This window comes from Nocardia aurea (assembly GCF_003123685.1).
In the GTDB taxonomy this organism is placed as follows: Bacteria; Actinomycetota; Actinomycetes; order Mycobacteriales; family Mycobacteriaceae; genus Nocardia; species Nocardia aurea.
Genome location: NZ_QCYJ01000020.1, coordinates 58,572 through 82,312, shown reverse-complemented (window position 1 = coordinate 82,312; position 23,741 = coordinate 58,572). Strand labels below are relative to the sequence as shown.

30 protein-coding genes are annotated in these 23,741 nt (G+C 63.8%); 19 read left to right on the top strand and 11 right to left on the bottom strand.

The annotated features are described in order from the left end of the window. Window positions 1–63: 63 nt before the first annotated feature. Window positions 64–1,629, top strand: coding sequence for a pentapeptide repeat-containing protein (locus DAT37_RS05430; protein WP_109523587.1), 1,566 nt, complete (start codon window positions 64–66; stop codon window positions 1,627–1,629). A 6-nt stretch (window positions 1,630–1,635) separates the two neighbouring features. Here the strand turns inward: DAT37_RS05430 and DAT37_RS05425 are convergent, their stop codons facing one another. The 4 genes from DAT37_RS05425 to DAT37_RS05415 all read right to left on the bottom strand — a co-directional run bounded on the left by DAT37_RS05425 (window position 1,636) and on the right by DAT37_RS05415 (window position 3,615). Beyond that, window positions 1,636–2,109: a hypothetical protein gene (locus tag DAT37_RS05425; RefSeq protein ID WP_109523586.1), complete on the bottom strand. Its 474-nt coding sequence runs from the start codon at window positions 2,107–2,109 to the stop codon at window positions 1,636–1,638. Window positions 2,110–2,114: 5 nt separating this feature from the next. Beyond that, window positions 2,115–2,444, bottom strand: coding sequence for a DUF7768 domain-containing protein (locus DAT37_RS05420; protein WP_109523585.1), 330 nt, complete (start codon window positions 2,442–2,444; stop codon window positions 2,115–2,117). A gap of 106 nt (window positions 2,445–2,550) precedes the next feature. Continuing rightward, a complete protein-coding gene (locus DAT37_RS46350; RefSeq protein WP_157978291.1) occupies window positions 2,551–3,000 on the bottom strand; it encodes a DnaT-like ssDNA-binding domain-containing protein in 450 nt (149 codons plus the stop codon). A gap of 339 nt (window positions 3,001–3,339) precedes the next feature. Next, the gene (locus tag DAT37_RS05415) at window positions 3,340–3,615 is read right to left on the bottom strand and encodes a hypothetical protein (protein WP_109523584.1); all 276 of its coding nucleotides are present in this window, start codon (window positions 3,613–3,615) and stop codon (window positions 3,340–3,342) included. 334 nt (window positions 3,616–3,949) lie between these two features. On the opposite strand from DAT37_RS05415, the gene DAT37_RS05410 reads away from it, so the two are divergent. Beyond that, the gene (locus DAT37_RS05410) at window positions 3,950–4,567 is read left to right on the top strand and encodes a hypothetical protein (protein ID WP_109523583.1); all 618 of its coding nucleotides are present in this window, start codon (window positions 3,950–3,952) and stop codon (window positions 4,565–4,567) included. Window positions 4,568–4,859: 292 nt separating this feature from the next. On the opposite strand, the gene DAT37_RS05405 is transcribed toward DAT37_RS05410, so the two are convergent. From DAT37_RS05405 to DAT37_RS05385, 5 genes are all read right to left on the bottom strand, one after another. Next, window positions 4,860–5,549, bottom strand: a complete 690-nt coding sequence (locus DAT37_RS05405) for a hypothetical protein (RefSeq protein WP_109523582.1) — start codon at window positions 5,547–5,549, stop codon at window positions 4,860–4,862. Continuing rightward, complete coding sequence (locus DAT37_RS05400; protein WP_109523581.1) at window positions 5,546–5,980, bottom strand: hypothetical protein; 435 nt, start codon at window positions 5,978–5,980, stop codon at window positions 5,546–5,548. The genes DAT37_RS05405 and DAT37_RS05400 overlap by 4 nt, the downstream gene beginning before the upstream one ends. A 197-nt stretch (window positions 5,981–6,177) precedes the next feature. Beyond that, window positions 6,178–6,624, bottom strand: coding sequence for a hypothetical protein (locus tag DAT37_RS05395; RefSeq protein WP_109523580.1), 447 nt, complete (start codon window positions 6,622–6,624; stop codon window positions 6,178–6,180). Between the two features lie 138 nt (window positions 6,625–6,762). Next, on the bottom strand, window positions 6,763–7,497 hold the full coding sequence (locus DAT37_RS05390; protein WP_109523579.1) for a DUF2786 domain-containing protein: 735 nt from the start codon (window positions 7,495–7,497) through the stop codon (window positions 6,763–6,765). Between the two features lie 105 nt (window positions 7,498–7,602). Beyond that, the gene (locus tag DAT37_RS05385; protein WP_109523578.1) at window positions 7,603–8,478 is read right to left on the bottom strand and encodes a hypothetical protein; all 876 of its coding nucleotides are present in this window, start codon (window positions 8,476–8,478) and stop codon (window positions 7,603–7,605) included. 632 nt (window positions 8,479–9,110) lie between these two features. Between DAT37_RS05385 and DAT37_RS05380 the strand changes: the two genes are divergently transcribed. Together DAT37_RS05380 and DAT37_RS05375 are read left to right on the top strand one after the other, a co-directional pair. Continuing rightward, window positions 9,111–9,824: an adenine nucleotide alpha hydrolase family protein gene (locus DAT37_RS05380; RefSeq protein ID WP_157978290.1), complete on the top strand. Its 714-nt coding sequence runs from the start codon at window positions 9,111–9,113 to the stop codon at window positions 9,822–9,824. Next, the gene (locus tag DAT37_RS05375) at window positions 9,811–10,197 is read left to right on the top strand and encodes a hypothetical protein (RefSeq protein ID WP_109523576.1); all 387 of its coding nucleotides are present in this window, start codon (window positions 9,811–9,813) and stop codon (window positions 10,195–10,197) included. The genes DAT37_RS05380 and DAT37_RS05375 overlap by 14 nt, the downstream gene beginning before the upstream one ends. Before the next feature lie 15 nt (window positions 10,198–10,212). Here DAT37_RS05375 and DAT37_RS05370 read toward each other — a convergent pair whose 3' ends face one another. After that, a complete protein-coding gene (locus tag DAT37_RS05370; RefSeq protein ID WP_109523575.1) occupies window positions 10,213–11,238 on the bottom strand; it encodes a hypothetical protein in 1,026 nt (341 codons plus the stop codon). 348 nt (window positions 11,239–11,586) lie between these two features. On the opposite strand from DAT37_RS05370, the gene DAT37_RS05365 reads away from it, so the two are divergent. The 5 genes from DAT37_RS05365 (at window position 11,587) to DAT37_RS43850 (ending at window position 16,478) form a co-directional block, all read left to right on the top strand. After that, window positions 11,587–11,928 (top strand): P27 family phage terminase small subunit, encoded by a 342-nt coding sequence (locus tag DAT37_RS05365; RefSeq protein WP_109523574.1) that lies wholly within the window; start codon window positions 11,587–11,589, stop codon window positions 11,926–11,928. Window positions 11,929–11,933: 5 nt separating this feature from the next. Further along, a complete protein-coding gene (locus tag DAT37_RS05360; RefSeq protein ID WP_109523573.1) occupies window positions 11,934–12,575 on the top strand; it encodes a helix-turn-helix domain-containing protein in 642 nt (213 codons plus the stop codon). After that, window positions 12,572–13,879 (top strand): PBSX family phage terminase large subunit, encoded by a 1,308-nt coding sequence (locus tag DAT37_RS05355; protein ID WP_109523572.1) that lies wholly within the window; start codon window positions 12,572–12,574, stop codon window positions 13,877–13,879. Before DAT37_RS05360 ends, DAT37_RS05355 begins: the two co-directional genes overlap by 4 nt. After that, entirely contained in the window at window positions 13,869–15,410 is a 1,542-nt protein-coding gene (locus tag DAT37_RS05350) for a phage portal protein (RefSeq protein ID WP_157978289.1), read from the top strand. The genes DAT37_RS05355 and DAT37_RS05350 overlap by 11 nt, the downstream gene beginning before the upstream one ends. A gap of 327 nt (window positions 15,411–15,737) precedes the next feature. Further along, the gene (locus DAT37_RS43850; protein WP_157978288.1) at window positions 15,738–16,478 is read left to right on the top strand and encodes a hypothetical protein; all 741 of its coding nucleotides are present in this window, start codon (window positions 15,738–15,740) and stop codon (window positions 16,476–16,478) included. A gap of 113 nt (window positions 16,479–16,591) precedes the next feature. Here the strand turns inward: DAT37_RS43850 and DAT37_RS46345 are convergent, their stop codons facing one another. Next, window positions 16,592–17,587 (bottom strand): GDP-mannose 4,6-dehydratase, encoded by a 996-nt coding sequence (locus DAT37_RS46345; protein ID WP_109523953.1) that lies wholly within the window; start codon window positions 17,585–17,587, stop codon window positions 16,592–16,594. 440 nt (window positions 17,588–18,027) lie between these two features. Here DAT37_RS46345 and DAT37_RS05335 point away from each other — a divergent pair, with 440 nt between their 5' ends. The 10 genes from DAT37_RS05335 to DAT37_RS05290 all read left to right on the top strand — a co-directional run bounded on the left by DAT37_RS05335 (window position 18,028) and on the right by DAT37_RS05290 (window position 23,723). Then, on the top strand, window positions 18,028–18,585 hold the full coding sequence (locus DAT37_RS05335; RefSeq protein ID WP_198654107.1) for a hypothetical protein: 558 nt from the start codon (window positions 18,028–18,030) through the stop codon (window positions 18,583–18,585). Between the two features lie 31 nt (window positions 18,586–18,616). Beyond that, window positions 18,617–19,651, top strand: coding sequence for a P22 phage major capsid protein family protein (locus DAT37_RS05330; protein WP_109523568.1), 1,035 nt, complete (start codon window positions 18,617–18,619; stop codon window positions 19,649–19,651). Beyond that, a complete protein-coding gene (locus tag DAT37_RS05325; protein ID WP_157978286.1) occupies window positions 19,648–20,052 on the top strand; it encodes a hypothetical protein in 405 nt (134 codons plus the stop codon). Before DAT37_RS05330 ends, DAT37_RS05325 begins: the two co-directional genes overlap by 4 nt. Then, window positions 20,052–20,411 (top strand): hypothetical protein, encoded by a 360-nt coding sequence (locus DAT37_RS05320; protein WP_109523566.1) that lies wholly within the window; start codon window positions 20,052–20,054, stop codon window positions 20,409–20,411. The genes DAT37_RS05325 and DAT37_RS05320 overlap by 1 nt, the downstream gene beginning before the upstream one ends. Before the next feature lie 22 nt (window positions 20,412–20,433). Next, window positions 20,434–20,733 carry a hypothetical protein gene (locus DAT37_RS05315; protein WP_109523565.1) on the top strand — a complete coding sequence of 100 codons (300 nt, stop codon included), beginning with the start codon at window positions 20,434–20,436 and terminating at the stop codon, window positions 20,731–20,733. After that, window positions 20,733–21,098: a hypothetical protein gene (locus tag DAT37_RS05310; RefSeq protein WP_109523564.1), complete on the top strand. Its 366-nt coding sequence runs from the start codon at window positions 20,733–20,735 to the stop codon at window positions 21,096–21,098. The genes DAT37_RS05315 and DAT37_RS05310 overlap by 1 nt, the downstream gene beginning before the upstream one ends. Window positions 21,099–21,308: 210 nt before the next feature. Then, window positions 21,309–21,923, top strand: a complete 615-nt coding sequence (locus tag DAT37_RS05305) for a DUF4760 domain-containing protein (protein ID WP_109523563.1) — start codon at window positions 21,309–21,311, stop codon at window positions 21,921–21,923. A gap of 261 nt (window positions 21,924–22,184) precedes the next feature. Next, window positions 22,185–22,862 carry a phage tail tube protein gene (locus DAT37_RS05300; RefSeq protein WP_157978285.1) on the top strand — a complete coding sequence of 226 codons (678 nt, stop codon included), beginning with the start codon at window positions 22,185–22,187 and terminating at the stop codon, window positions 22,860–22,862. Window position 22,863: 1 nt separating this feature from the next. Next, window positions 22,864–23,271 (top strand): hypothetical protein, encoded by a 408-nt coding sequence (locus DAT37_RS05295; RefSeq protein ID WP_109523561.1) that lies wholly within the window; start codon window positions 22,864–22,866, stop codon window positions 23,269–23,271. Between the two features lie 8 nt (window positions 23,272–23,279). Beyond that, window positions 23,280–23,723 carry a hypothetical protein gene (locus DAT37_RS05290; RefSeq protein ID WP_109523560.1) on the top strand — a complete coding sequence of 148 codons (444 nt, stop codon included), beginning with the start codon at window positions 23,280–23,282 and terminating at the stop codon, window positions 23,721–23,723. Window positions 23,724–23,741: the final 18 nt, after the last annotated feature.

The window sequence follows — 23,741 nt, the reverse complement described above, 5'->3', positions numbered from 1 at the left end:
GACTGCCCCAGAATTCGCCAGATCGTAGATACTCCGAGATCGCCAGCGTTGTACCGTCTTCCCATGTCTGAAGGGGAGAAGGCAGGCGGCGAACTCGTTCCGGGGCGCGGCCGATGGTTCTGGCCCAGCATCGCCGCCACCGTGGGCGGTGCCGTGACCGCAGGGTTCAGCGCGGCAGTCGTTTCCGGGGTTCCGACGTCGTTCGGTCAACCGCTCGCGACGATCATCGGCGGGACCGGCGTGCTCGCTGCGGGAACGCTGGCATATCTGACCGGCCAACGCAGTCGGGAACAGGCGGAAGCCCATCACAAGATCGACTCACGGCATGAGCGAGAGTCAGCTTTGCGCGACCGCTACACGTCGATCGCAACCCAGATCGCCAACGAGTCCGCCGCGATCCGCCAAGCAGGCGTGTACGCCTTGACGGCGCTTGCAGACGACTGGCACGCGTTCGGCGAAGACGACGAAAGGCAGGTGTGCATCAACCTGCTCCAGTGGTACTTACGTGTCCCGTTCCCTGAGAGCGACGACCCGGAGAAACCTGATCTGGCCGAACGCGAGATCCGGCAAACCATCGTGCGCATTCTCAGCGAACGCCGTCTCCGACCGCGCGCTGATCCGAAGTCTTGGATATCCACGTCCATCAGCCTCCACAGCGTGTCGCTGCCAGACTGCAACCTTGATAATCTCGCCCTCACCGACGTTGCGTTAGACGGCGCGAACCTGAACGGCGCGACACTATCCGGCGCGGACCTGAACGGCGCGGAACTGAACGGCGCGCAGCTGAACGGCGCGGACCTGAACAACGCGAACCTGAACGGCACAAAACTGAACGGCGCGACACTGAACAACGCGAACCTGAACGGCACAGAACTGAACGGCGCAGAACTGAACGGCGCGAACCTGAACGGCGCGACACTGAACAACACGGACCTGAGCGGCGCGGAACTGAACTTTGCAAAACTGAACGACGCGTATCTGTTTGGCGCGAAACTGGCCGACGCGAACCTTACCGGCGCGAGGCTGAACGGCACAAAACTGAACGGCGCAGAACTGAACGGCGCGAACCTGAACGGCGCAAAACTGAACGGCGCGCAACTGAACAACGCGAGCATGAACGACGCAAAACTGAACAACGCGGAACTGAACGACGCGACACTGAACGACGCAGAACTGAACGACGCGACACTGAACAGCGCAAAACTGAACGGCGCGCAACTGAACAACGCGAGCATGACCAACGCGAACCTTACCGGCGCGAACCTGTACAACGCGGAACTGAACGGCGCGAGCATGACCAACGCGCACCTGTACAACGCGCAACTGAACAACGCGAGCATGGCCAACGCGAACCTTACCGGCGCGAACCTGAACGGCGCGGAACTGAATGGCGCGGACCTGAACGGCACAAAACTGAACGGCGCAGAACTGAACGGCGCGAACCTGAACGGCGCGGACCTGAGCGACGCGGACCTGAACGGCGCGGACCTGAACGGCGCGAAACTGAACAACACGAACCTGGACAACGCGAACCTGACCGACGTGAGCATGAATAACGCGGAGTACGACCAGAACACGAGATGGCCAGCCGGGTTCCCTCCACCCAAGGCGTCTGCTCCGTCGCGTTGAGGCCGTTCAGTCCTCACCGCGCCGACCACTCTGCGGCTGTCGAACGATTCGCCCCAGATCGCCCCTAAGCGCCTTCTGCGGCTCCGGGCCAACCTCGACCCCATCCGGCAGTAGTTCCGTCCGTCTCCGTCGCGGCAGGGGCCTGTTCCGTGGTTCCTGTGTTCGGGCTGCAGAGGCGAACAACGCTCTCGCGGCCGAACGTCCTCCCTCCGACGCGGGAGGCGCGGCCGACAACGCGGGCCGGTACTGCGGCGCGAACGACACCGGACGCATCGTCCGAATCAGCGCCGTCACATGCGCAGGCATGATCCGGTCCGTCGACACCGCGTAGTGCGAGCGAATCGCCTCCAGCGCCGCGTCCCGCTCCCAACGCATCCGGTTCGCGGCGTCCAACCATGCCGTCTGCATCAGGCGGTCGATGTTGCGCGAGTCGTACGACTGCGCCACCTGAAGCAGGATCAGCACTTCATCCGGGGTCACTGCGGTCAGCTCCGATCGGTATCGAGGAAACGGAATGTCACCGGGCGGCCGACTGCTCGCGCGGCTCGGATGCCCTGCGCCATACCGGGCGTGACACCACGGTCGACGTAGACGGCGGTCAGTTCGGCGCGCTCACCCCACGCGAAACCGGCCGCGATGCCTTGGGCGCGTTCGGCCGGATCGGTGTCGTCGAGCACGCCGGGCTGCGTGTAGAGCAGGTGGGAGGCGAACGGGGCTTCACCACGGGCGAGGCTGTCGGCGAGGGCACGGCGCGCATACGCCTCGTTGGCGAGGATGTCGCCCGCGTACGGCGATTCGACGATGACGAGGATCATGACGCCTCGATGGCGGGCAGCGAGTCCCATACGTCGAGTTCACCAATCACGTTGTGCGGCATGGTAATATCCGCAGCGGCGAGCACCTGCGGGTTGGGGTTGTCCTTCAGGGCTTCGCGCGCGCGAACTTCATCTCCGCTGGTGTGAGCCCGTTCGGGGGCTGCGACGGCGACTGACGCGGGCCGGGGCGGCTGGGCGTGAACTCGGTGGCCTTGCGCAGCCAGTTGCGGAAGGCGGCGGACCAGTCCTTGCGCGCTTCGCCTTTCGACAGCCAGTAGTCCACGAACTTCTCGTGTTCGGCGCGGAGGTCGATGGTCGGGTGCTGTTCGGCGAGGCGCTGGCGTTCCTGCTCGGTGGGGATCCAGTCGGCCGGGATGGCGGTGCCGCGTTTGGCCGTCGGAGGCTTCGGGGTAGCGGTTCGACTGGAGGGGGCGGGCGGCGCTTGCGCGGCCCCTCTCTCTTCTTTTTCCTCTGTTCCTCTGTTCCCCTGTTCCAGGCGCGGGGATCTCGCGAGGATGTCGCGAGAGTGTCGCGACGTTATCGCGATTGGGCACATCGTCGCTGGTAGGGAGCGGATAGCGCGGCTTGTTGGGCTTGTCGACGCGCTGATGCCTTCCCCAGTTGGTGATGAACAGAAAACGGCGGCCGTCGGCGATGTACCGCACGATGAGGCCAGCGGATTCGAGCTTCTGCAACCCTCGCGAGACTTTCGCGAGAGTGTCGCGAGGATCGTCCTCGAGCGGGAACAGGTCGGCGACGATCAACTTTTCGTTGTCGCGGCCGACACCGTTGTCGTCGACGTAGGACCAGAGCCCGACGAAGATCAGTCGGACATCCCAATCGAATACGGCGATGTCCTCAGACACCCAGAACTCGGGTTTGATGGTTCGGATTCTCATGCGGCCCTCCTGCGGGGCTGGTTCTGTTCCAGACCGATCGACTCGCGGATCCGCGCCGTGGTGTACAGCGTCCATCGGGTGATCTGGGCTATCGCGATATCGGTCATTCCGTCGGCGACGAACTGGCGGACCAGCAGTCGGCGGTCGTGTGAGCTGAGGGCTTCGGCGGGCAGCTCGCCACGCTCGGCGGCGTCGTAGGCGCGCGGGTTCTCGGCGTACGCCCACAACGGCGTCTCGCCCTCCTCGGCGTGCTCGACGTCGCGGCGGGTCACGCTGTCGCCCGGTCGAACTGGTCGACCAGCTCGGCCATGAAGTCGCGACCGAGGATCGCTTCTGTGGCTTCCTGCTCGTCGGGCGTGCTGTTCAGGTAGAGGCGGGTGAGCACTTGCGCCGGGATGTGCACGACGCGGCCGGGGTCGCCCGCAATGTCGCGGGCGGCAGTGCTCCGATCACGGTTAGGCGTCGCTGACGTGTATCGTCTGTCGGTTCACCACATCGTGAACCAACCTGATGCTGTTCCGGTGCGGTCGGGTTCGTTTCCAGCACCGGGGGATTGTTCAATTGCGTGCCGACGCGAGCCCTTTGCGTCAGAAAGAGACCTCACACATGCACCTCACGAAGTTCGCGGTGGCCACCGTCATGACTGCCGCAGTCACGGTGACCGCCAGTGGATTCGCCCACGCCGACGTGCCCGCGGCACCGCAGGAGAGACCATTCGCCCTTCAGGGCACTGACCACGGTGTGGCCTTCACCATCATTCAGTCCTCCGATCTGAAGGAGGTCACGGTCAACCTGGACGGCGGTCGATTCACCGCGACCGACACCGGCTACACCGTCTCCGACGCAACCGGTGCGCGCATCGGCGAAATCCCCTTCCGGACGAACACTTCCGACGGCACTGTCGAGCTCTCCGCCACCGTTGACCGAACCGGCACCCACCTGACCGCCAAGCCCATCGGCGAATGGGTCTCCCAGCGTCAGGTCAACACCGAGATCGGGGCGGGCATCGGCGGTACCATCGGATTCGTTCTGGGGAGCTTCCTGGGCCTGTTCGGCTTGATCGGCATGGGTGTGCTCGCCATCATCACGATTCCGGTGGGAATGATCGCGGGCGGTCTCATCGGCGCCGGGATCGGCGGGGCTATCGGCAATTCCCTGCCCGCCTCCGACGAGCCCAACCTCTACAAGTACTACTGCGGCGGTCTGTACGAGCCTCGCTGCTGACCGAACTACCGACACGGCGCCGCCTGGGCAAGCCCCACGGCGGCGAGCGCGGATCACCCTCGGGAGCCCCGCGTCGGTCTATCTCTGAACTTCGTTCGACTACGACCGGCGCGAATACCCGTTCTGTGCCGTAATGGCGTTCGAAAGTCACTCTTGCGCAAAGGGTTTGTGGACAGCTAGCGTCGGTTCCGCGCCAGTAGTGTGCCTACAGCCCCGCCGCTGTGGCGTTGACGAGAGAAGCCCCCGGATTGTCCAAGGACGCCGGGGGTTTCGTCGTATCTACCGCCTTCCGCTACTCCGATTCTGGAGGTTGTTCATGAGTTACGGTGCCACCCTGCCCATCTGGCTCGAAGTCCTGACCTTCGTGGTCGAGCTGGTCAACTCGATCGTCGGAGGTGCGCCCCTGTGACCGTTCCCGGCATCCACAGTTGCACTGGCAGGGCACGCGCTCGCGGTGTATCCAGCTCTGTGTCTTGTAGGTGCCGGTGCACTCGTCGTGGCGCTCCAGCAGGCACAACATGCTGACATCGGTCGGGTGCTGCTCGGCGACGATGTCGATGGCGATACCGCCGATATCGACGCCTTTGTCGAGAAAGTACGACATCTGCCAGCCGTCGCGCAGGACCTGTTTGATACCCAGCAGGCTGTAGGTAGCCCAGATCGGCTCCGTCCCTCGTTCGAGGTAGGCATCGAGGTAGGTGTCCTCGGGGAACTCCAGCGGGGTCTCGCTGACACCGAGGCCGCCGACGCCGGAGAACTGCTCGGTGCGTATAAGTTCCACCAAACCCAGTCCTGGCCACATCGGCAGGACGGCAGGGTTCGGCGGATACCAGCGCATCTCGGTGATCTCGGTGATCAACGCAGGTCGGAACTGGTCGGGTTCGCTGTAGCGGCGCGACAGTGTCGTCCAGTACCGCCACCCGCCCTGGATCCGGTCACGCCGCCAGGTGCCTGCGGGCAACGGTTCGTCGGCGGCGCTCATGCCCTGCTCCAAACCGTCACCACATGCGCGGTCTCCGGCGCTCCGGGGCGGGTGTCGAACCAGTGCACGTCCCCGCCTGCTGGGTCGATGAAGTACGCCCACCCGATCATCGGATGTTGGCGTGCGTCGGTGAGGGTGTAGCTGTTCATCCGTGGTCCGAGGGTGTAGCTGAACCCGTAGCCCTGGACCACTCGGCCTTTGTGGATCGGTAGTCCGAGGTTGGTTTCGGCGTCGCCTTCGTCGAGTTCGGGCCACAGATACGTCCACCCGTAGTGGCAGGACGCGAGCGTGGTCAGGGTGGTTTCGATACCGTCGCGGGCCATGATCAGCCCGAGGCGTTCGAGCATGGTGTGTGGTGTTCCGTCGACGTGGACATACACCCCGGTAGCTTCATTGCCGCCGAGTCTGCCCACGATGCAGGGATCACTCATTGTGTTGTCTCCCGTAGAAAATTGTGCGAACAAAGGGAGCCGCGTCCCGGCCTGGGGCTAAGCAGGCCGGGACGCGGCGGTGGGTACCCGCCCCGGGAGGCGGGTCATGAGAGCGGTGGTGGTGCCCGACCCTGGCTAAGGAGGCCGGGTACCACCACCGCCGTCGGGTCAGAGGGTGTCGGTCACCGCCGGGCGGGTCAGCGCCGCGCCGGTACCCGCGACCACACGGCCGGGGATTGGGTGACCAGTCCGGCCAGCTCGAGCGCGGACTCCGGACGGAACGCGCCACCGGAAATCCGCTGGAAGCCGGTGGTGTTCGTTCCGGCGACCCAGCCTTCGGGGCGGCGTTCCCAGATCGCGGTGACATCGCTCTTGGTCAAGTCCGCGCGACCGTCACGGTCGACGGGCGTGCCCATCACGATCACGCGCGGGAAGTCACCGACCACGAGCTGGTGCACGGTGATGTCCCACCCGGACAGGACCAGCGCCGAGAGCAGCTGCCCGAAACCGAGTTCGGCCTGTTCGAGTAGTTCGCGCAGGATGTAGTCGAATCCCTCCCGATGGCAGGACACGACCTGACCACAACCCGCGCAGGTCAACTCCAAACCCACCCGGCAGCCCTGAACCTCGTTGATATCGTTCACTTCTCGGTATTCCCTTTCTCAAGTGCCCACCTCGTCTAACGGTGGGCAGGTTTGACCACAGCCCCGGTTCCAGGGCCGCGGTGGCTCAATGGCCGAAGGCCCGACCCCCTGACGGGGGGTCGGGCCTTCGGGTACAGGTCAGGAACCCAATGCTTGGCGGTTTCCGTTGAGGCGGGTGTGTCCGACATCGGCGGCGTTGCCGCTGCGGGCACCTGCTGCGAAGCCCTCACCGCCGTGGCGGTGTGCGACACCTTTGGACCTGTTGGGGAACCTGGCGTCGAACGCGGCGTCGACCCGGCTGACCAGATCACGCACCGCCACAGCGGCACCGCCACCGGCGTCGTTGATCGCATCGGTCGCCGCCTTCAGCAGGCGTTGGTAGACCGTGGTCGAGAAGCCGTTCATGAACGAGCTGCGTTCCCGCACCACCGCCGAGTGATCGAACGGATCATCGGGGACGTACTTGCTCGTCGCCGACAGCATCTGCGGCAGCAGCAGGCTGTAGAGGAAGCGGGCCTTCTCGATCTGGGCCCGAACCCCGACACAGCGCACGACCCCGCTACCGCAGTCGATGTCCTTGTTGTAGAACGGGCGCATCACCGCAGCGAGCAACGTCATCCGTTGTTCCCGGTAGCGCAGCGGGAGATCGAAACGCACCACGACGATCTGATCGTCGCGCGCCGAGGCAGCGTTGTGCTGCCCGGAAGCGCGGACTTTCATCTCGTCGAGGTTGTGTTTGGTGAGCAGTTCGTAGGCTTTCGCCCGGAACGTCTCGGCCTCCTTCTCGTTGTCGGTGCCTTCCGCCTTGGCAAAAAGCCCCCGAATCCGCCGCAACATCTTCTCGGTGGATTGCGAATCCTGCTCGGATTCCATCTGTTTCCCTCTCGGTCGGGATGGTTGAATGAAGCGAGGCCCGTCCCGAACCAGGTTGAAGCTGGTTCGGTCCGGGCCTCTCACTGAGTCGGCCGCCGCCGCGTTCTAAACGGCTGCGCCCTCCTCGAGCACTTCTTCCTCCACCCCCGCGGCGGCGCTGTCCTCCTCGACCGAGGGGACATCGTCGCCGGGATCGGGTTCCACCGATTCCGGTTCTCCCGCCACCGGTTCCGCCACCGGTTCCGCCACCGGTTCCGCCGCCGGTTCCGGCGTGTTGGCCGGATCGGGGGTGGGTTCGGTGGGTGCTGGGCTGCTGCCCTGGGGCAGGCCCTTGGATTCCGGGTCGACCGTGGGTTTCGGCGCGGCCGTGGCTTTCGCTGCGGTCTTGCCGCCGCTGCCGCCGCTGCTGGTCTTGCCCCGGTCTTTCGGCTTGGGCTCGGCTTCTTCGTCGATGGGTGCGAGTACCCATTCGGCGATGTTGCGGCCGACGTATTCCACCAACTGCTCAGCGGTCCGGTTCTGGAATCCCTGGCCGTCTGGGCGGCTGTAGCCGCACAGTTCGGCCATCTGCACCCATCCGATATCGGTGCGGTGATGCCACGTCGCGGTGATGATTTTGCGGTTGGTCAGCGTGTCACCGTTCGCGTCGACGGGTGTACCGACGACCGTGACGGCCGGTCGGCCGTCGACGACCTTCTGCAAGGTCTGCGAGCGCCAACCACACAGGAACAGAGCACCGGACAGGTTCGCGAATCCCGAATCGTCGTAGAGCAGAGGCGATCCCAGAAACGGATCGTTGTCCTCCGGAGCGACGCGGGAACCACACGAGGTGCAGAAAGGTTTCTGCGCCTTGGCTTCCGGTACCGGGGTCGGCTCGGCCTTCTTCGGCTCGGCCGCAGGTTTGGCCTGGGGCTTGGCTTTCGACGGCGTCGCCTTGCGCGGTCCGGTGGAGCCGTTGCGTGTGCTGGTGCGAGTGGACATGAATTCTCCCAGTGAACGACTGCCTCCCAACAGATTTGGGGGCAGGAACGGACAGACAGAAAAGTTCTCTGTCTTGGCATGGTTCACACTGTGGAGTTGTCGAACGACATGCGGGAGCCACCGAGCGGGTAAAACTCGGTGCGACTTCTCCCGTAATTTGGCATAGCTCCGCTGTCACCGGAAATTGCCGGAATTCACCCAGAAGACGATATGAGTGTCGCCGTACCAATAGGCGGAATTGTTGGGGCGACTCAGCCGTTAGTCGAAGGCTGGTACCCAGTGGTGAATGAAGCCTGTAAAGCACTTACACAACCCACAAAACCACAATGGGAAATGGTGTGCAAGTGGAGAATCCATAATCCCTGGAAAATGGCCCTGAATTGAGCTTGTGAGCCCTGAAATGGCTCTAGGGTGCCCTGGGGTATCCCTGGAAGCTTTCAGGGCTTGAGAATGGCTCTCAAGCCTTGTTTGGGGGGTGGGTAAATGGTGTGAGCCTGCCCTCTAGCCTCCCAGGTGTGCCCTACTCCAGGGCGGGACAGAAATGCGCAAATCGAGGATTTCACCATGAAAACTGACAGAGAAAATCTCAGGGCCGGCCGACTATCGCGGCCGGCGCATCCGGGAGGGTGCCGGTGATTCGACTACCCGGATATCCGACCTCGAGCCAGTTGCTGGACGGGATCGCCGAGATCGGGAAACCGGTGATCCTGAACTTCTCCCGCGGCAAGGACTCCATCGCGGTGTGGCTCGAGCTCGCTGATCGCGGGATCGAAGTGATCCCGATCCACAAGTCGATCGTGCCCGGTTTGAAGTTTGTGCGCGAAGACCTGGACCGTTACGAACAGCACTTCCAGCGGCGGATCATCGATCTACCGGCGGATGCGTTCTGGCGGATGTTGTCCAACCTGGTGTTCCAGCCTCCGGAGCGGTGCGCGATCATCGAGGCCGCTGACCTGTGGGTACCCACCCGCGAGGAATGGGACAACCTGATGCGCGAGGCGTTCGCCGCTCCCGACACCTGGATTCTCGACGGCGTGCGCGCGGCGGATTCGGCGACGCGAATGCTGGCGATCAAACGGTGGGGGCCGGTCAAACCCCGCACGCGCCGCCAATCCCCGCTCTGGGACTGGGAGACGAAGGAAGTGTGGGCACGGATCAGACAGGCCGGTATCGAAGTCGGCCCCGACTACCCACTGTTCAAACGTTCCTTGGACGGGATCCGCTACGACTACCTCGGCAAGATCCGCACCCATTTCCCCGACGACTACCAAACGATCCTTGCCTGGTTCCCCCTGGCCGATCTCGAAATCTTCCGTGCAGAGGTGATGAGCAATGCCGCTTCCTGATGATGTCCTCGCCATGCTGCAAGCGGGCAAATCCAAGGTGAAAGCGTCCCGCCAGGACATCGCCGAAGCCCTACGCCGCCAACCTCACCCCGACCCCCTCGAAGAGGTTCGCGGCAATTTTACCGGCGATCTCGAAGCCGATGTGAAAGCCGAACTCGACGCCCTCGGTAAAGGACTCTCGGGGGCGAGTAAGCAGTGGGCCGAGAAGTTCGCGGCCATGAACGATTCGGAATTCTGGATTGCGGTCTGCTTCCGCTCCCGCGCACAAAAGGACGAATTCCTGCGCAAGCTCGAACTGATCGAACTCGGAGACAAATACCTGGACGGGGAGAAGGTAGCCGATATCCTCGGCGTCGACCTCGACGAACAGTAGAAAACTTCCGCCAGGCTAACTGTCTCCTCCGGCCAGCCTCCACTCATGGGTGCGGGTCTCGTCGGATGCGCTGGGAACGCGAGCGAGCCGCCTAGAGATCCGTGCGACACGCTCGGTCGCACCTATCGGAAACTTCAAGCTGACCTCGACCCACTCGCAACCGAAAGAAGTCGCTTGTTCCCACGACACTTGGATATGGCTCTCGAAAGCGATCAAGTCCGGGCCGAGTACGACCAACCCGACAGGTCGATTCGCGATCCCATGCGGCATTAACTCATCATCAGCGGTGCCGCGGTTGGTGACCAGGCCGTTCTCCGGCTTGGCGCGCTTCTCGTGCCGCTTCGTGACAGGGGTGAACGCCACCGTTCGAAACGGGTAGACATCACCCGAGCCCGTTCGAACGGTGATCTCCTGTCGGTGTTCAGGCAGCACTATGTGCTCGCCCGCCTCGCTGTCGATGAACAGCTGACCGTACAGACTCAGCCTCGATGTCGGAGGTGGCGAGAAATTGCCGGTGTAGGTGATGGTCAGCTCGACATCGGCACTGAGCAAGTCGAGTCCGGGCACGTACGCCGATCGCTCCATCATCGATAGCAACTCAGATCTTGTGGCGGTCCTGGTCCGGGTGCCCGACCGCCAGGGAACACCGGCGGTCACCCACCCGTTGTTGTCTACTTTGACCAGGTATGGCGGTTGCTCGGTCTCGAAATGCAGACAGACCACCTTGCCGTGGTCGGTATGCACTTGTATGACCGTCAGGTCGGGAGTGGCCCCGGGCGCGAATTTGCTCTGCATCTGCTGCCACCAGTCCGCTGGATCGGTTTCGTCGAGCGGCACCACACGGTGCTCGTTCTCTGAGAGGCCGATGATCCACATCACCGGGTGCCCGTGCGCGGCATTGGCCATGCCACCAAGCTGCCCGGCCTTGTCGGTCTTTGGCCATTCAGCTTTGGCCTCGACGAATTCGTCCTCGATCCGCCCGCCGTCGACCACATGCATGACGTGGTCATTGACCGTCGCCTCGATGCGCGTCTTGTTCACTGCCGGGAATCTACCGGCCGACCCGGCCAGCAAATCATTGCCACGCCAGAGGATTGAACAGATGGCTTCCCGGGCAGCGTAGTGACTTCTACGGCGAAACACGGCGCATGAATCGCCGTCTCGTATCGGCACACTCACCACGGGAAGGAGGAACACCGATGAATCGATTCGCCGCCGCAGGCCGCCGCCTGGGCACCGTGCTACGCGCTGCCGGCCAACGCGCCCGCAGCCGCATCGCCGGATCACGAGGCGCGGCCTCGACCTCCGGCTCCTGACCACCACGGCCGACGACACCACCCTATTGGTGTCGTCGGCACCAAACCCCCTCCCGAGAACGTGAGGTGAGTTGTGATCGCTCCCGACGACTTCCCGGTCATCCCGCTACGCCGCCCCGCACCGGTGTCGCTGTCGGCATGGAAAGCCGCCCCGCCCGACTGGCTGACCAGCGAGGCCCGCGCCATATGGGAGCGCCTGGCCCCGCACACCGAACTCACCCCCGCCAACATCTTCGAGTTCGCCGCCTACTGCGAAGCGCTGGCCGAGTTCCAGGAGGCCACAGTGATCCTCGCCGAAACCGGCCTGTTGGTGATCGACGCGGCCTCGGGCGCCCCGGTGCCGAACCCGATGTCGGCAGTGCGTGACCGCGCGGACCGCAAGATCGCGGCCTGGGCCGCGCGGTTCCGCAGCTGAACGACATGACCAACACAGAAGGCAACGATGCCCAGGACCTGGCTTTCGACGCCGCTGCCGAGGCGCGGCGTGCGGCAGGACGACGGCCGGGCAAACTCACCGCGGCCGACCGGGACCGCATCGTGGACCTACACGCCGAGGGGAAGGGCCGCAACGAGATCGCCACGATCCTCGGAGTCGACCCCGCCACCATCACCTACTGGGCACGCCGCCTCGGAATACGGTTCGACCAATCCCAGACCGCCGAGGCCAGCGCCGCACGCCTCGAACAACTCAAACGGCGACGCCTCGATTTCGCCGAAATGCTCGAAGCCCAGATCCCCGCCCTGCACGAGCGACTGTGGAGCCCGGTCACCACCTACGAACGCGGCCTCGACACCCTCATCCCCGTCACGCTGCCGTTGCCGCCGCTGCGCGATGTCCGCGACGGCTACACCGCGCTGTCGCTGGCCCTGCGGAGTCTGTCGGAGCTGATCACCAACCAGGCCAACGAGACCGTGGCCTCGGACCGGTCGATGCTCGGTGACCTGTTCGGCAAGCTCAAAGCCGCGGTCGAACAAGACCAAACCGAGCGGGACGCCGTCCTCCTCGACTCCGCCCCCGCCGTACTGCCGCAGGACATCGATGACGACAGCGCGGTGTCGTGAGCGTCCTGGACGAACTACCCATCTCGCGCAAGCAAGCGGTCTCGATCGTGGAAGCGGTCGTACGCTGCAACATCTGGGAAGGCGCGATCCGCTCCGGCAAAACGATCGCCTCGATTCTGTGCTGGCTGATCTTCCTGTCCGATCCACCCCCGGGCGGACAGTTCGTCATGGTCGGCCGCACCCGAGAATCGCTGGCACGCAACGTCATCGAACCCATGCGCGACCCCGCCCTGTTTGGACATCTCGCCGGGCGGGTCTCCTACACCCTCGGCGCACCGACCGCGACCGTGCTCGGTCGCCGGGTCTACATGCTCGGCGCTTCCGATGCGAAAGCGGAGATGTCATTGCGCGGGCTCACCGTCGCCGGGGCGTACGTGGACGAGATCACCGTCATCCGCCCCGACTTCTTCCGCCAACTCCTCGGGCGCATGTCTCTCGACGACGCCCGTTTGTTCGGCTCCACCAACCCCGACAACCCCGTGCACTGGCTCAAACGCGAATTCCTCGACCGCATCGGCCGCACCGACGCCGAGGGAGAACCGCTGCTACCGGACTGGCGGACATGGCATTTCGAGCTCGACGACAACCCCGCCCTGTCGGAGAAACGAAAACTCCAATACAAGCGCGAATACTCCGGACTCTGGTACCGGCGCTTCATCCTCGGGCACTGGGTGGCCGCGGACGGGTCGGTGTTCGACTCGTGGGACGACACCCATGTCATCGACTGGGCCACGCTGCCGTTGATGGCTCAGTTGATTGCGGTCGGTATCGACTACGGCACCACCAACCCCACCCACGCAGTCCTGCTCGGCATCGGCGTCGACGGCGTCCTCTACGCCGTCGACGAATACCGCTACGAGCCCTCGACCATGAGCCAGCGCAAGACCGACGCTGAACTCTCGGCCGACATCCGGGCGTGGCTCGCCCAGGGCCACCTCCCCGATCTGCGGCAGGCGCGGATGCGTCCGGAGTTCGTGATAGCCGACCCGTCGGCGGCGTCGCTGCGGGTGCAACTCGACACCGACGGCCTCGAAACCGGCGTCGCCGACAACGACGTCCTCTACGGGCTGCGGGTGATGGCGATGCTGTTCGCCCGCGGCCTGCTGCGGGTGTCGTCGCGGTGTCCGGCGTTGCTGCTCGAGTTGCCCGGCTACTCGTGGTCGACCAAGGCCACCGAGGAAGGGGAGGACGCTCCGATCAAGGTCAACGACCACGGCATCGACGCCCTGCGCTACGCGCTGATCACCACTGAACGGCTGTGGCGGCCGATCATCGGTTTCGATGAGGTGCCCGATGCTGCCTGACTCCGACATCGCCTGGCCCCCGCTACCGTTCGACCAGGCACAGAAGGCCATGCGGGTGTGGGACGCCTGGTACGCGGGCGACACCGACTTCCTCGCCGAGCACTACCAGCGCTACCCCGCCTTCCGGCCGTCCCAGTTCGCGGGCGGGTTGGTGGGGCGGGTCGCGCGGTTCTTCTGGGGCCGCCCGAATCCGCAGGCGACCAAACGCCTGCACGTCCCCCTTGCCGCTGACCTGGCGCGCGGGTCGTCGGCGCTGTTGTTCTCCCAGGCACCGCGGTTCGTGATCGGCGAGACCGACGCACGCGGGGACCGCAAGACCGCCCAAACCCGCCTCGAACTGCTGCTCGGCGGCGCGGATACCGCCTCGACACTGCTCGAAGCCGGGGAACTCGCTTCAGTGCTGGGCGGGGTGTACCTGCGTGCGTGGTGGGACCACGCGATCAGCGACCGGGTGAACCTGGGGATCATGTCCGCCGACGCGGCGGTGCCGGTGTGGCGGTATGACCGGCTGGCGGCGGTGACGTTCTGGCAGGCCGTCGCCGAGGACACCGGCAGCGGTGTCGTGTGGCGGCACCTCGAGTACCACGGGCCCGGCCGCATCCACCACGGCCTCTACCGAGGCAGCCGGGATCGGCTCGGCCAGCGCCGAAACCTCCTGGAACACCCTGCCACCGCGTGGGCCGCGCCCGTGGTCGACAGTGACGCGGCGATAGCGACCGGGGTGAACACCCTCACCGCTCGGTACGTCCCGAACGTGCGACCGAACCGAACCTGGCGGCACACACCAGGACTCGCGCAGCTCGGGCGCTCCGACCTCGAAGGGCAGGAACCGCTGCTGGATGCGCTCGATGAGACGTGGTCGGCGTGGCTGCGCGATATCGACCTCGGCCGCGCACGGCTGTTCGTGGACAGGGCCGTCACCCAGGCTCGCGGCCCTGGTTCGGGGGCGGTGTTCGACTCCGAGCAGGCCATCTACACCACCCTGCCCGGCGCCGGATTGGGCAGTTTGAAGGATGGTCAGCCGCCGATCGTTCCGCAGCAGTTCACGATTCGTTGGGAGGAACATCAGCAGACCGCGGCCGAGATCACCGAACTTATCCTCCGCAGCGCCGGACTGTCCTCGTCCGCTTTCGGCGACGACCGCAGCGCGGGAATGGTCACTGCCACTGGCGTGAACTCGCGCGACAAGTTGTCGGAGGCCACCCGTGACCAGAAGATCAACTACTGGAAAGCCGAACTCGGCCCCTTCGCCCGCACCCTCACCGAACTCGACCACGTCCAGTTCGGATCCCGTATCGAGCTGAAGGCCGACCCCGAAGTCCGCTGGCCTGTCCGTGCCCAACTCCCGCCGTTGGAGACCGCTACGCGGTTGGCGACGTTGAAGGGCTCGGATCTGATCTCGACCGAACAGGCTGTGCGCGAACGCAATCCGAACTGGTCCGGTGACGACGTCAACGACGAAGTCGGCCGCATCCGCACCGAGGCTGAGAAACAGCTCAGCAGGCAGCTCGCCCGCCGCTTGCGTTCGTGACTTCATGGTTGCTCACACTTTCATGGCGATGACCTGGGCTAACGGTATGGCAACCACCGGTGCACCTTTAGGTTGCTGGTCTTCGGAAAGCCTTGTGTTCGTGCACCAGAGCCCTAACTGTCCGTCAATCCGCTGGCGTTGTTGGCCATTGACCGGCTAATTTGACACGCGAGATGGCTTGGGGCGTGATAGAAGTACGTGTCGACCAAGTTCTTCCAGGTCGAGCATGGGGATCGACCGATGGGCAGCCAAGGGCTCTGCGCGGGTTTACGCTCTCACGGTAGGTCGCTCTTATACAGCCAGCTGCAGCGATTGAGGTCTATACCCGTGACTTTCACACTCGGAGACGTACTTGCGAATCTGGTTGCAGCGAGCGTCGGCATTATACTAGCGAACGCGGCCGGTTGGTTCACAAGACAACGCAACGAGCGAAAACTAGGGAAATCGTTTCGCGAATTCTTTGGATCCGCTGGTCCGTACATGATTGTGCATTCTGCTATTTTCGATGCTCCAGAGCAGGCGTACAACTACCCAGCGACCGACACGCACGCGGCCAGGGCTCTCGCTACGCTATTCGAATCGCTCGGTCTCAAGGAGGGTGCAGAATTCTCTATTCATCCCGATCGTCGCGTTAGTAGCAATGATGATTTGTGGAATAACAATCTAGTACTTGTTTGCGGACCGGCCCGAAACTCGGTCCTGCGGCAGATCTCGGAGAGGATAGAGATGCGCTACTCGATCACGGCCGAGAATGACGATAATATTCTTGTCGATAGTTTCCGAAACCCCGGCAGGTTGCGTTCATCGAGAGAGGCTCCCCCTGGAGAGGTGAACGGAAATTTCGACTACGGATTGATTGCGTCAATCAGTAGTCCGCGCAATCCGGCGAGGAAGTTGGTGATACTAGCTGGGATACACGGAACAGGAACCTTGGGTGCCGCGCAATTCGTATCAGATGGCGACAACCTGTCGAAGCTGAATCAACGCCGCTCACAAGGTAGTGTATCCGAAGTGATCCGCGTTCGTTATGACGATATCGAGCAGCCAAAGCCGGGGGACTTGCTCTAGATATTCGGCTTGAAACTCGCAATCGCGGCGATGATCGAACCGCATGCTCCGTTCCCTCGCTGCCGCCCTCAACTCTACCGGCTTCGTGTGCCGCCAAATCTTCAAAGACATGACTAACCCCATGGAACTCGTGTGACGCGCGTTCGCGCTTCATCGAGATCGTGGGCCAACATTTCAGCGATCAGGTCATTGAACGATATTGTTGGTTGCCAGCCTAGTTCAGTATGTGCCTTCGACGCGTCGCCGCAAAGGTCTGGAGGGTCGAGTGGGCGACGAAGTGTCGGGTCTTCAACAATGTGCTCTTCCCAGTTTAATCCGACATTATCGAACGCGGTGCGAGCGAAATCTGCAACACTGCGGTCTCGGCCGGTCGCAACCACATAGTCATCGGGATTAGACTGCTGTAGCATAAGCCACATTGCGTAAACGTAGTCCTGTGCATGTCCCCAGTCGCGGCGTGAATTCAGGTTTCCTAGACCAATCTTTGTCGCTCTGCCTGAAATTATCGACGCGACCCCTTGTGTAATTCGTCTGCTGACGAATTCGGGACGCCGGATTGGCGACTCATGATTGTATAGTATTCCTGAGCATACGAACATGTCGAACCTGGTCCTGTACGACTGAGCTGTTCTATGCGCATGTAGCTTTGCCTTCGCGTATGGGCTGAGCGGAGAGAACCTGGAAAGTTCATTCTGTGGTGAGGGGGAGTTTCCAAACATTTCTGCGCTCGACGCCTGGTATACGCGCGCGTCTCGATGACGGCCTCGCAGGACTTCAAGCACGGTCGCGGTTCCCCCAGCGATTATTCGCATTGTCTCGTTCGGAGTCTTGAATGACTGACCCACGTGAGATCTAGCCGCCAGATTATAGACCTCGGATGGCTGGAACGCGTCCACTATTAGTCGAAGGGTTACGCTGTCGGTGACATCAGCGCAACATAGAGTAATGCGCGCAGGATCTGAAAGCAGCGCAACTTCGGTGCCCATCTGCGCGATCCCTGATCGGTCTATATCTATTCCGTAGACAAAGTACCCTTTACCGAGCAGGAGCTCGACAAGATATCGGCCATCTTGGCCGGCGACGCCGGTTATCAATGCTCGGCGATTCATCATACCTTCCACTTGCGGCTCTGATCGCATGGCTGTTTCGCGGATGCGAGCCTTTGGATCGTAGCGCATGCGGATCACTTCTCGCATGTCCCCATCACCTCGTCAACATTCCCGCTTCGTCGCGGGAATTAGGTCCGGACTCACGGGATGTGCGAACCAGCTGATGCTTGCTATTTGGGAATGATTCCGCGTGCGGTTTCAGATTTTTTTGAATGTGCCACCAGCTGGCGCGGCAATTATCCCGTACATGGCCGATTGTCTGAACCCTGAAGTCGCCCCAATTCTGGCTGATCGTCGAGAGAGGAACCCAGATGTCCACCGAAGTCACACCGGCAACAACCGAAGCGCTGCCTGAGGCGCCTGCCCAGACTCCTCCGATATCCGATCGTGCCACGGAGTCGACCACGCTGCCCACCACGACGACGGAGCCGCGAAGCGCTTTGCCGACTGATCAAGACCCGGCCGCGTTGTCAACGTTGGTCGCCGACCTGCGTCGTGAACTTGAACAGGCCCGCACCGGGGCCGATACCGCGCGTGACCGCGCCGCCCAGCAGGCGCGCGAGGACCTGGTCCAGGAGATCGGACGCGCGATCGGCCTGGTTGCCGACGAAACAATCGACCCGGAGCAGGTGATCGCCGAACTCACCGACCGCGCCAGCGCCGCGGACCGCAAACTCCGCGACTACCGCATCAAAGACGCCCTACTCACCGCCGCCACCACACAGAAGGCCGACCACGCCCTGCTCATGCCCTACCTACGCGGCACCGGCGCCCTCGGCGCCCTCGACCCCGAAGCCTCCGACTTCACCACACACCTCGACACCCTCGTCACCGACGCACTGACAGCGAACCCGAAACTCGCCGCCACCCCCATAACGCCACGCTCCGGCGGGGACTTCACCGCGGGCAACGCCACCCCACCCGCACCCGCCGACGAGGAGGACATCGACGCCATCCGGCGCAAGGTCCGCGCCTCCATCGCCGACACCCGCACCTAACCCGCCCACCGATCCACTGTGAAAGACGCTTGTGCCCAACGTATTCCTCACCCCCGACGTCCTCGCCAGACGCAGTCTGGCCAACCTCTACGAGCTGACGGTGATGCTGCCGCTGGTCTACCGCGACATCTCCAGCGACTTCGGCCCCCAAAAGGTCGGCAACACCGTCAACGTCAAACGCCCACCCCGCTTCGAAGCCACCACCTTCGACCGCACGCGCGGCATCGTCATCCAAGACACCACCGAATCCAAAATCCCCGTCGTCCTCGACACCATCGCCGACGTCTCCGTCGAAGTCACCTCTGAGGAACTCACCCTCGACATCGAAGACTTCGACGAACAAATCCTGCGCCCCGCCATGGAAGCCATCTCCCAGAAAGTCGACCGCGACCTCCTCTCGCTGCGGGCCGCGATCACCCAACAGGCCGGAACCGACCCCTACGGCACCGGCGACGATCTCCTCTGGGAGAACCCCGAGAACCTCATCGAGGCCGGACGCCTGCTCGATATCCAGTCCGTACCCGCACCGGGACGGCGCGCGGTCATCGGGCCGACCACCAAGGCCCGCTGGCTGGGCAAACCGTTGCTGCTGCATGCAGACAAGAGCGATTCCACCGCCGCGCTGCGCCAGGGCAGCATCGGTCAGCAGATCGTCGGGTTCGACACCTTCTGGTCGCAGAACGTCGGCCAGCCCTCACCTGCGCCGCGACCGGGTGATCCGACCACCGAAGTCGGGGTCGCGTTCCATTCCACAGCGTTCGCGTTCGCGTCCGCGCCGATGGAACTGCCGCCCGGCGCCGAAGTGTTCACCGTGCAATACAAGGGCCTGTCGATGCGGGTAGCGATGGACTACGACATCAGACACAAGACCACCGTCATCTCCGTGGACACCCTCTACGGTGTCACCTGCCTCGACCCCGACCGCGCAGTCCTACTCCAAGGACCCCACGCCGGAGCCCCCGCACCGGCCGGTGCCCCAGCCCCCACCGGCGGCAACCCCGAAGGCGGCGATCCAGAGGGGGCGAAGCCGCCCGCGACCAAGCGCACAACCAAGGACGCCGCGTGATGCTCGTCTACGCCACACCCGCCGACCTCACCCACCGACTCGACCCGATCCCAGCCGACGCCGCAGCACTCATCGCCTCGGCGTCGAGCCTGGTCCGCGACCACACCGTCAACGACCTCTACGCCACGACCCCCGCCGGATTGCCCTCCGATCCCGACCAGCGCGAGGCCCTACGCGAAGCGACCTGCCTCCAGGTCATCGCCTGGACCAAGGCACGGATCACCCCAGCGGCGGGGGCGTTGCGCGCCGAGGTCGCCAGCCAGTCCGTGGACGGCGGGTCGGTGGCCTACCGCCTGCCCGACCCCGCCGCCATCGCGCAGGCCGCCGAACGTCTGTGCTATGAATCGGTTCTCGTGCTCCGCAACGCCGGACTCGCCAGTGGGCGACCGCTCATCTGCTGATGGACGAGCCGCCGCAGTACCCGTTCGGGGTGATGGTCGAGGTCTACCGCGAAGGCGAAGCCGACGCCTACGGCGACCTCCGCGACGCCGACGGGCAACTCCTGGACCGCTACGCCCACCCCAGCCATACCATCGGACCCTGCCCGATCTCCTGGACCACCGGCGAGGAATACGTCGACGGCGAAATGATCACCGTCGCCGCACAACTCACCGCACCACTCGGCTCCGACATTCTCGCCACCGACCGCGTGAAGGTCGACGGGCAGCCGTTCCGGATCGTCGGCGCGATCCTCACCCCGACCAACCCGCTCACCGGATGGTCACCCGGCCACCGATTCCGCATCGCCCGCGGATTCTGACACCCGCACGAGAAGGACACCCGTGGACTACGACCCGACCGACAACACCCTCGACCTGTCCGTCGGGGCCGGCAGCGACACCCGCCAGATCCTGCAACACATTGTCGACCTCGGCGCGGACTACTGGCGCACCCGATCCCACCGCCGCACCGGCCACAACGCCACTAGCGTGGTCGGCTACGTCGATCCCGGCGGCGGGCATCAGTACGGCGTGGTCTACGCCTACGCCACCTATGCCCGCTACCGCGAGGAAGGCTCCCGCGACGACGCCGCCGAGCACGTGATGGCCGACTTCCTGCACTCCATAGACGGGATATGGTAATGCCGAGCTATCCGAACGTGCACGAAGTCCTCATCACCCTGCTCACCCCGATCGTCCCGACCGTCAAGAGCCGCCGACCCGGACAACGCCTGCCTTACACGGTAGTTCGCCGCATCGGCGGTGCCGAGGACGGGATCACCGACCGACCGATTGTGCGCGTGGACACCTATGCCGACACTGACGAGCAAGGTGAGCGACTCAAGGAACAGTGCCGCCAGGCCATCACAGAAGCTAGTGGAACGCTGGCTGCAGGCGTCCTCATTGATACGGCCCGAGAAATAACCGGGGGCCAAGACGCGTCTGCCCCCGATACGGGTGACCGGAAACTGACCGCGGTGTATCAACTGTCGTTCCGGGCGATCTGACCACGCCCTCTCACTGAACTGCTTGTCAACGCAGAACTTTCAAATGAAGGTACGCCATATGCAACAACAGCGAGCCCGCCCGATGCACCATACAAACTGCGCTTCCCACACATTCAAGCCCAGGAAACCGAATGGACAGTCAGGCAAGGACATGTGAGGACATGTCGGTCACCTCTTCCCACAGGATTCTTCAGAAATCAATATTCGGAGGTGACTATCTTCGAGGGATGCAGCATGCTCTTGAGCGGAACCGCGATCGTCCTGGTGGTCTACCAGCTGAGGCTGCTGCAACGGCAGGTCGACGACGCGCGTCGTTCGCTCGATCTATCGACCAAGCAGGCCATTGTGGCGAGCGAGCAGGCCGCTGAGGAATACCGGCGAGTGCGACAATCGGAAACGCTGAGCTGGATGGCAACGACCCTCCCCCAGGAACACGAACTCCAGAACCACGCCCCAATCCTGGACTCGGACCCTCGGTATCCGGCGTTCCTGGAGGCCGCGCTGGTGCCCGACTCGATCGACTTTCACAAGCTGCGCCGACTCTTCAGCCTCTACGAGAGGTTCGCGACGGCTGTCAACATGAACGTATTTGACTACACGCTGATGCAACGGACTTCGGGTTCGCGAGTCAGGCACCTCATGCAGATGTACTCGCCGTGGGTGGCAGCAGAGCGGGAGCGGGTCGGACGACCAACCCTCTATATCGAACTCGAAACGCTCGCCGAACGCCTGAGCAGCGAGGCCGCGCGCGGCGGAGACTCCACATTGGGCGCAGCGATGCCCCACCATGCACCACCGCCAGGGCCAACAGCAGTCGCAAGCTGAGCAACCCCGCCGTCGCCCATCAGTCCCGGACGACCCACGGATCGAGAGGACCCAAAGATGTAGCGACGGCGACTGCCTCCCACCAGATCACCCGAGTTGGATCAGTGCTCGGAGCGCCAATCTCCCTGTCGTGCTGTTCCAATCGTGTCGCTAGTTATCGTTTCCGAACGACGAACGTTCCGCAAACCAGCGCTGTTGCCGTGGCCTCTCGCCCTGAACGGGCGAGAGGCCACGGTTCGTTCACGGGCAAAGGAGATGCAAATGGCAGTGGCGACGTTCGAGCAGATCGTGGACGCCAACAAGGACCTGCTGCTCAAACCACTAAAAGGCGCCGTGCTGCTCGCGCCGATGTCGGTGCCGGTGCCGATCGCATTCACCGCAGGAGCCGACGCGAGATTCCAGTCATTGCAGGGCTTCTCGTCGCTGGGGTTGATCGACAAGTCCGGTGGCCCGCAGTTCCGCCCGGAGCAGCAGCTCTCGGAGACCGAGAGTTGGGGATGGCTGGAACCCACCCGCTCCGACATCGTCAAACGCGACATGTCCGCAGCGTTCACCGCCCAAGAGTACAAACGCGCGGTCCTGGAACTGGTCTCAGGACGCAGCCTCGCCGATGTGCAGGCCGATCCGGTGACCAAGGAACTGTCGTGGAACGAGCCGACCTCCCCGGACACCATCCACTACCGGGTCATCTTCCTGTTCGTCGACGGCGTCGGGCCACGGGAGAAGTGGGTCCTGCGGGTGATGCCGCGCGCCAGTGTGACCGAGGTCGGTCAGCAGCAGTGGAACGCCGAGAACATCGCCTCCTGGCCCATCACCGTGAAAGCGACCGTCGACGACAAGCTCGGCTACTCGATGCGCAACGTCCTGTGCGGCCCCGGCATCGGGGACCTCGTCGTCCCGATGGGCTTCACCATCGCCGAGAAAGCAAAGGCAGCCTGAGGTGCCCAACTCACGACGACGCAAGAACCGCCATAAGACCAACACCGCCACGGCCGCCGTCTCGGCGGGGTCGGCGTGGATGCAGATGCGTGATGAGGCCCGCGCGACCCGCGACCGGAAACGCAAGCCCCCGTACATGTTCGACGGCACCAATCCGCCGACCCCGATCAACGAACCCGACAGCGTCTGGCAGGTGTTGACCCTGGCTGCGGTCTTGGACGGCGAGGACGTGGAGGTCGGGCGGATCAAGGAATTGTTCGAGGCGATGTGCGGGGATGGTTTCGAGCGGGTGTGGGCGGTGGTGAAGGACGAGTACATCGAGGTGCTGTGGCCGCTGTTCGACGCCATCAACAAACACTTCAACGCGCTACCCGCTCCGGAGCAGGTGGGTGAGTTGCCGGGGGGCTGACCGGCCTCGTGCTCCTCATCGACCGTCACGGTGAGGACATCGAGGCCGACCTGTTCCACCGCGGCTGGGACCTCCTGGATTACATGCGTGGCGAGCGGCCCTGGACTCAGTTGATTCGGCTGGCGCGGCGGCTGCCGATGTGGTCGCACTACCAAGCCGCGCTGCTCATGGACCCCGAACTGGGTGAACTGCACGCCCAAGAAGAGATCGACGAGAACGCGCCACCGTCACCGATCTCGCCCCTGTACTACGACCTGCCGACGCTGTTGATGTTGCGGCACATCGACGTCACCAAGGAACTCATCCGCGTCGTGGCGTCCCTGTTCTCCGACAGCCCGGCCGCGCCGATCCCGCCCGAACCGCGCCCGTCCACCGCTGAGGCTCGCGCTCGCGCTCGCGCGGACCGAGACCAGGTCCTCGACGTGCTGCATCGGCTGGGGGTCGATACCTAGAAGGCAGTTCGGGGGTGA

What these genes read in the sequence shown, in the direction of transcription:
- DAT37_RS46345 (WP_109523953.1), bottom strand. Translation starts at nt 17,587, where the DNA reads ATGAATCGCCGAGCATTGATAACCGGCGTCGCCGGCCAAGATGGCCGA.
- DAT37_RS05310 (WP_109523564.1), top strand. Translation starts at nt 20,733, where the DNA reads ATGCCGAGCTATCCGAACGTGCACGAAGTCCTCATCACCCTGCTCACC.
- DAT37_RS05410 (WP_109523583.1), top strand. Translation starts at nt 3,950, where the DNA reads ATGCACCTCACGAAGTTCGCGGTGGCCACCGTCATGACTGCCGCAGTC.
- DAT37_RS05360 (WP_109523573.1), top strand. Translation starts at nt 11,934, where the DNA reads ATGACCAACACAGAAGGCAACGATGCCCAGGACCTGGCTTTCGACGCC.
- DAT37_RS05405 (WP_109523582.1), bottom strand. Translation starts at nt 5,549, where the DNA reads ATGAGCGCCGCCGACGAACCGTTGCCCGCAGGCACCTGGCGGCGTGAC.
- DAT37_RS05430 (WP_109523587.1), top strand. Translation starts at nt 64, where the DNA reads ATGTCTGAAGGGGAGAAGGCAGGCGGCGAACTCGTTCCGGGGCGCGGC.
- DAT37_RS05300 (WP_157978285.1), top strand. Translation starts at nt 22,185, where the DNA reads ATGGCAGTGGCGACGTTCGAGCAGATCGTGGACGCCAACAAGGACCTG.
- DAT37_RS05320 (WP_109523566.1), top strand. Translation starts at nt 20,052, where the DNA reads ATGGACGAGCCGCCGCAGTACCCGTTCGGGGTGATGGTCGAGGTCTAC.
- DAT37_RS05385 (WP_109523578.1), bottom strand. Translation starts at nt 8,478, where the DNA reads ATGTCCACTCGCACCAGCACACGCAACGGCTCCACCGGACCGCGCAAG.
- DAT37_RS05350 (WP_157978289.1), top strand. Translation starts at nt 13,869, where the DNA reads ATGCTGCCTGACTCCGACATCGCCTGGCCCCCGCTACCGTTCGACCAG.
- DAT37_RS05420 (WP_109523585.1), bottom strand. Translation starts at nt 2,444, where the DNA reads ATGATCCTCGTCATCGTCGAATCGCCGTACGCGGGCGACATCCTCGCC.
- DAT37_RS05375 (WP_109523576.1), top strand. Translation starts at nt 9,811, where the DNA reads ATGCCGCTTCCTGATGATGTCCTCGCCATGCTGCAAGCGGGCAAATCC.
- DAT37_RS05390 (WP_109523579.1), bottom strand. Translation starts at nt 7,497, where the DNA reads ATGGAATCCGAGCAGGATTCGCAATCCACCGAGAAGATGTTGCGGCGG.
- DAT37_RS05400 (WP_109523581.1), bottom strand. Translation starts at nt 5,980, where the DNA reads ATGAGTGATCCCTGCATCGTGGGCAGACTCGGCGGCAATGAAGCTACC.
- DAT37_RS46350 (WP_157978291.1), bottom strand. Translation starts at nt 3,000, where the DNA reads ATGTGCCCAATCGCGATAACGTCGCGACACTCTCGCGACATCCTCGCG.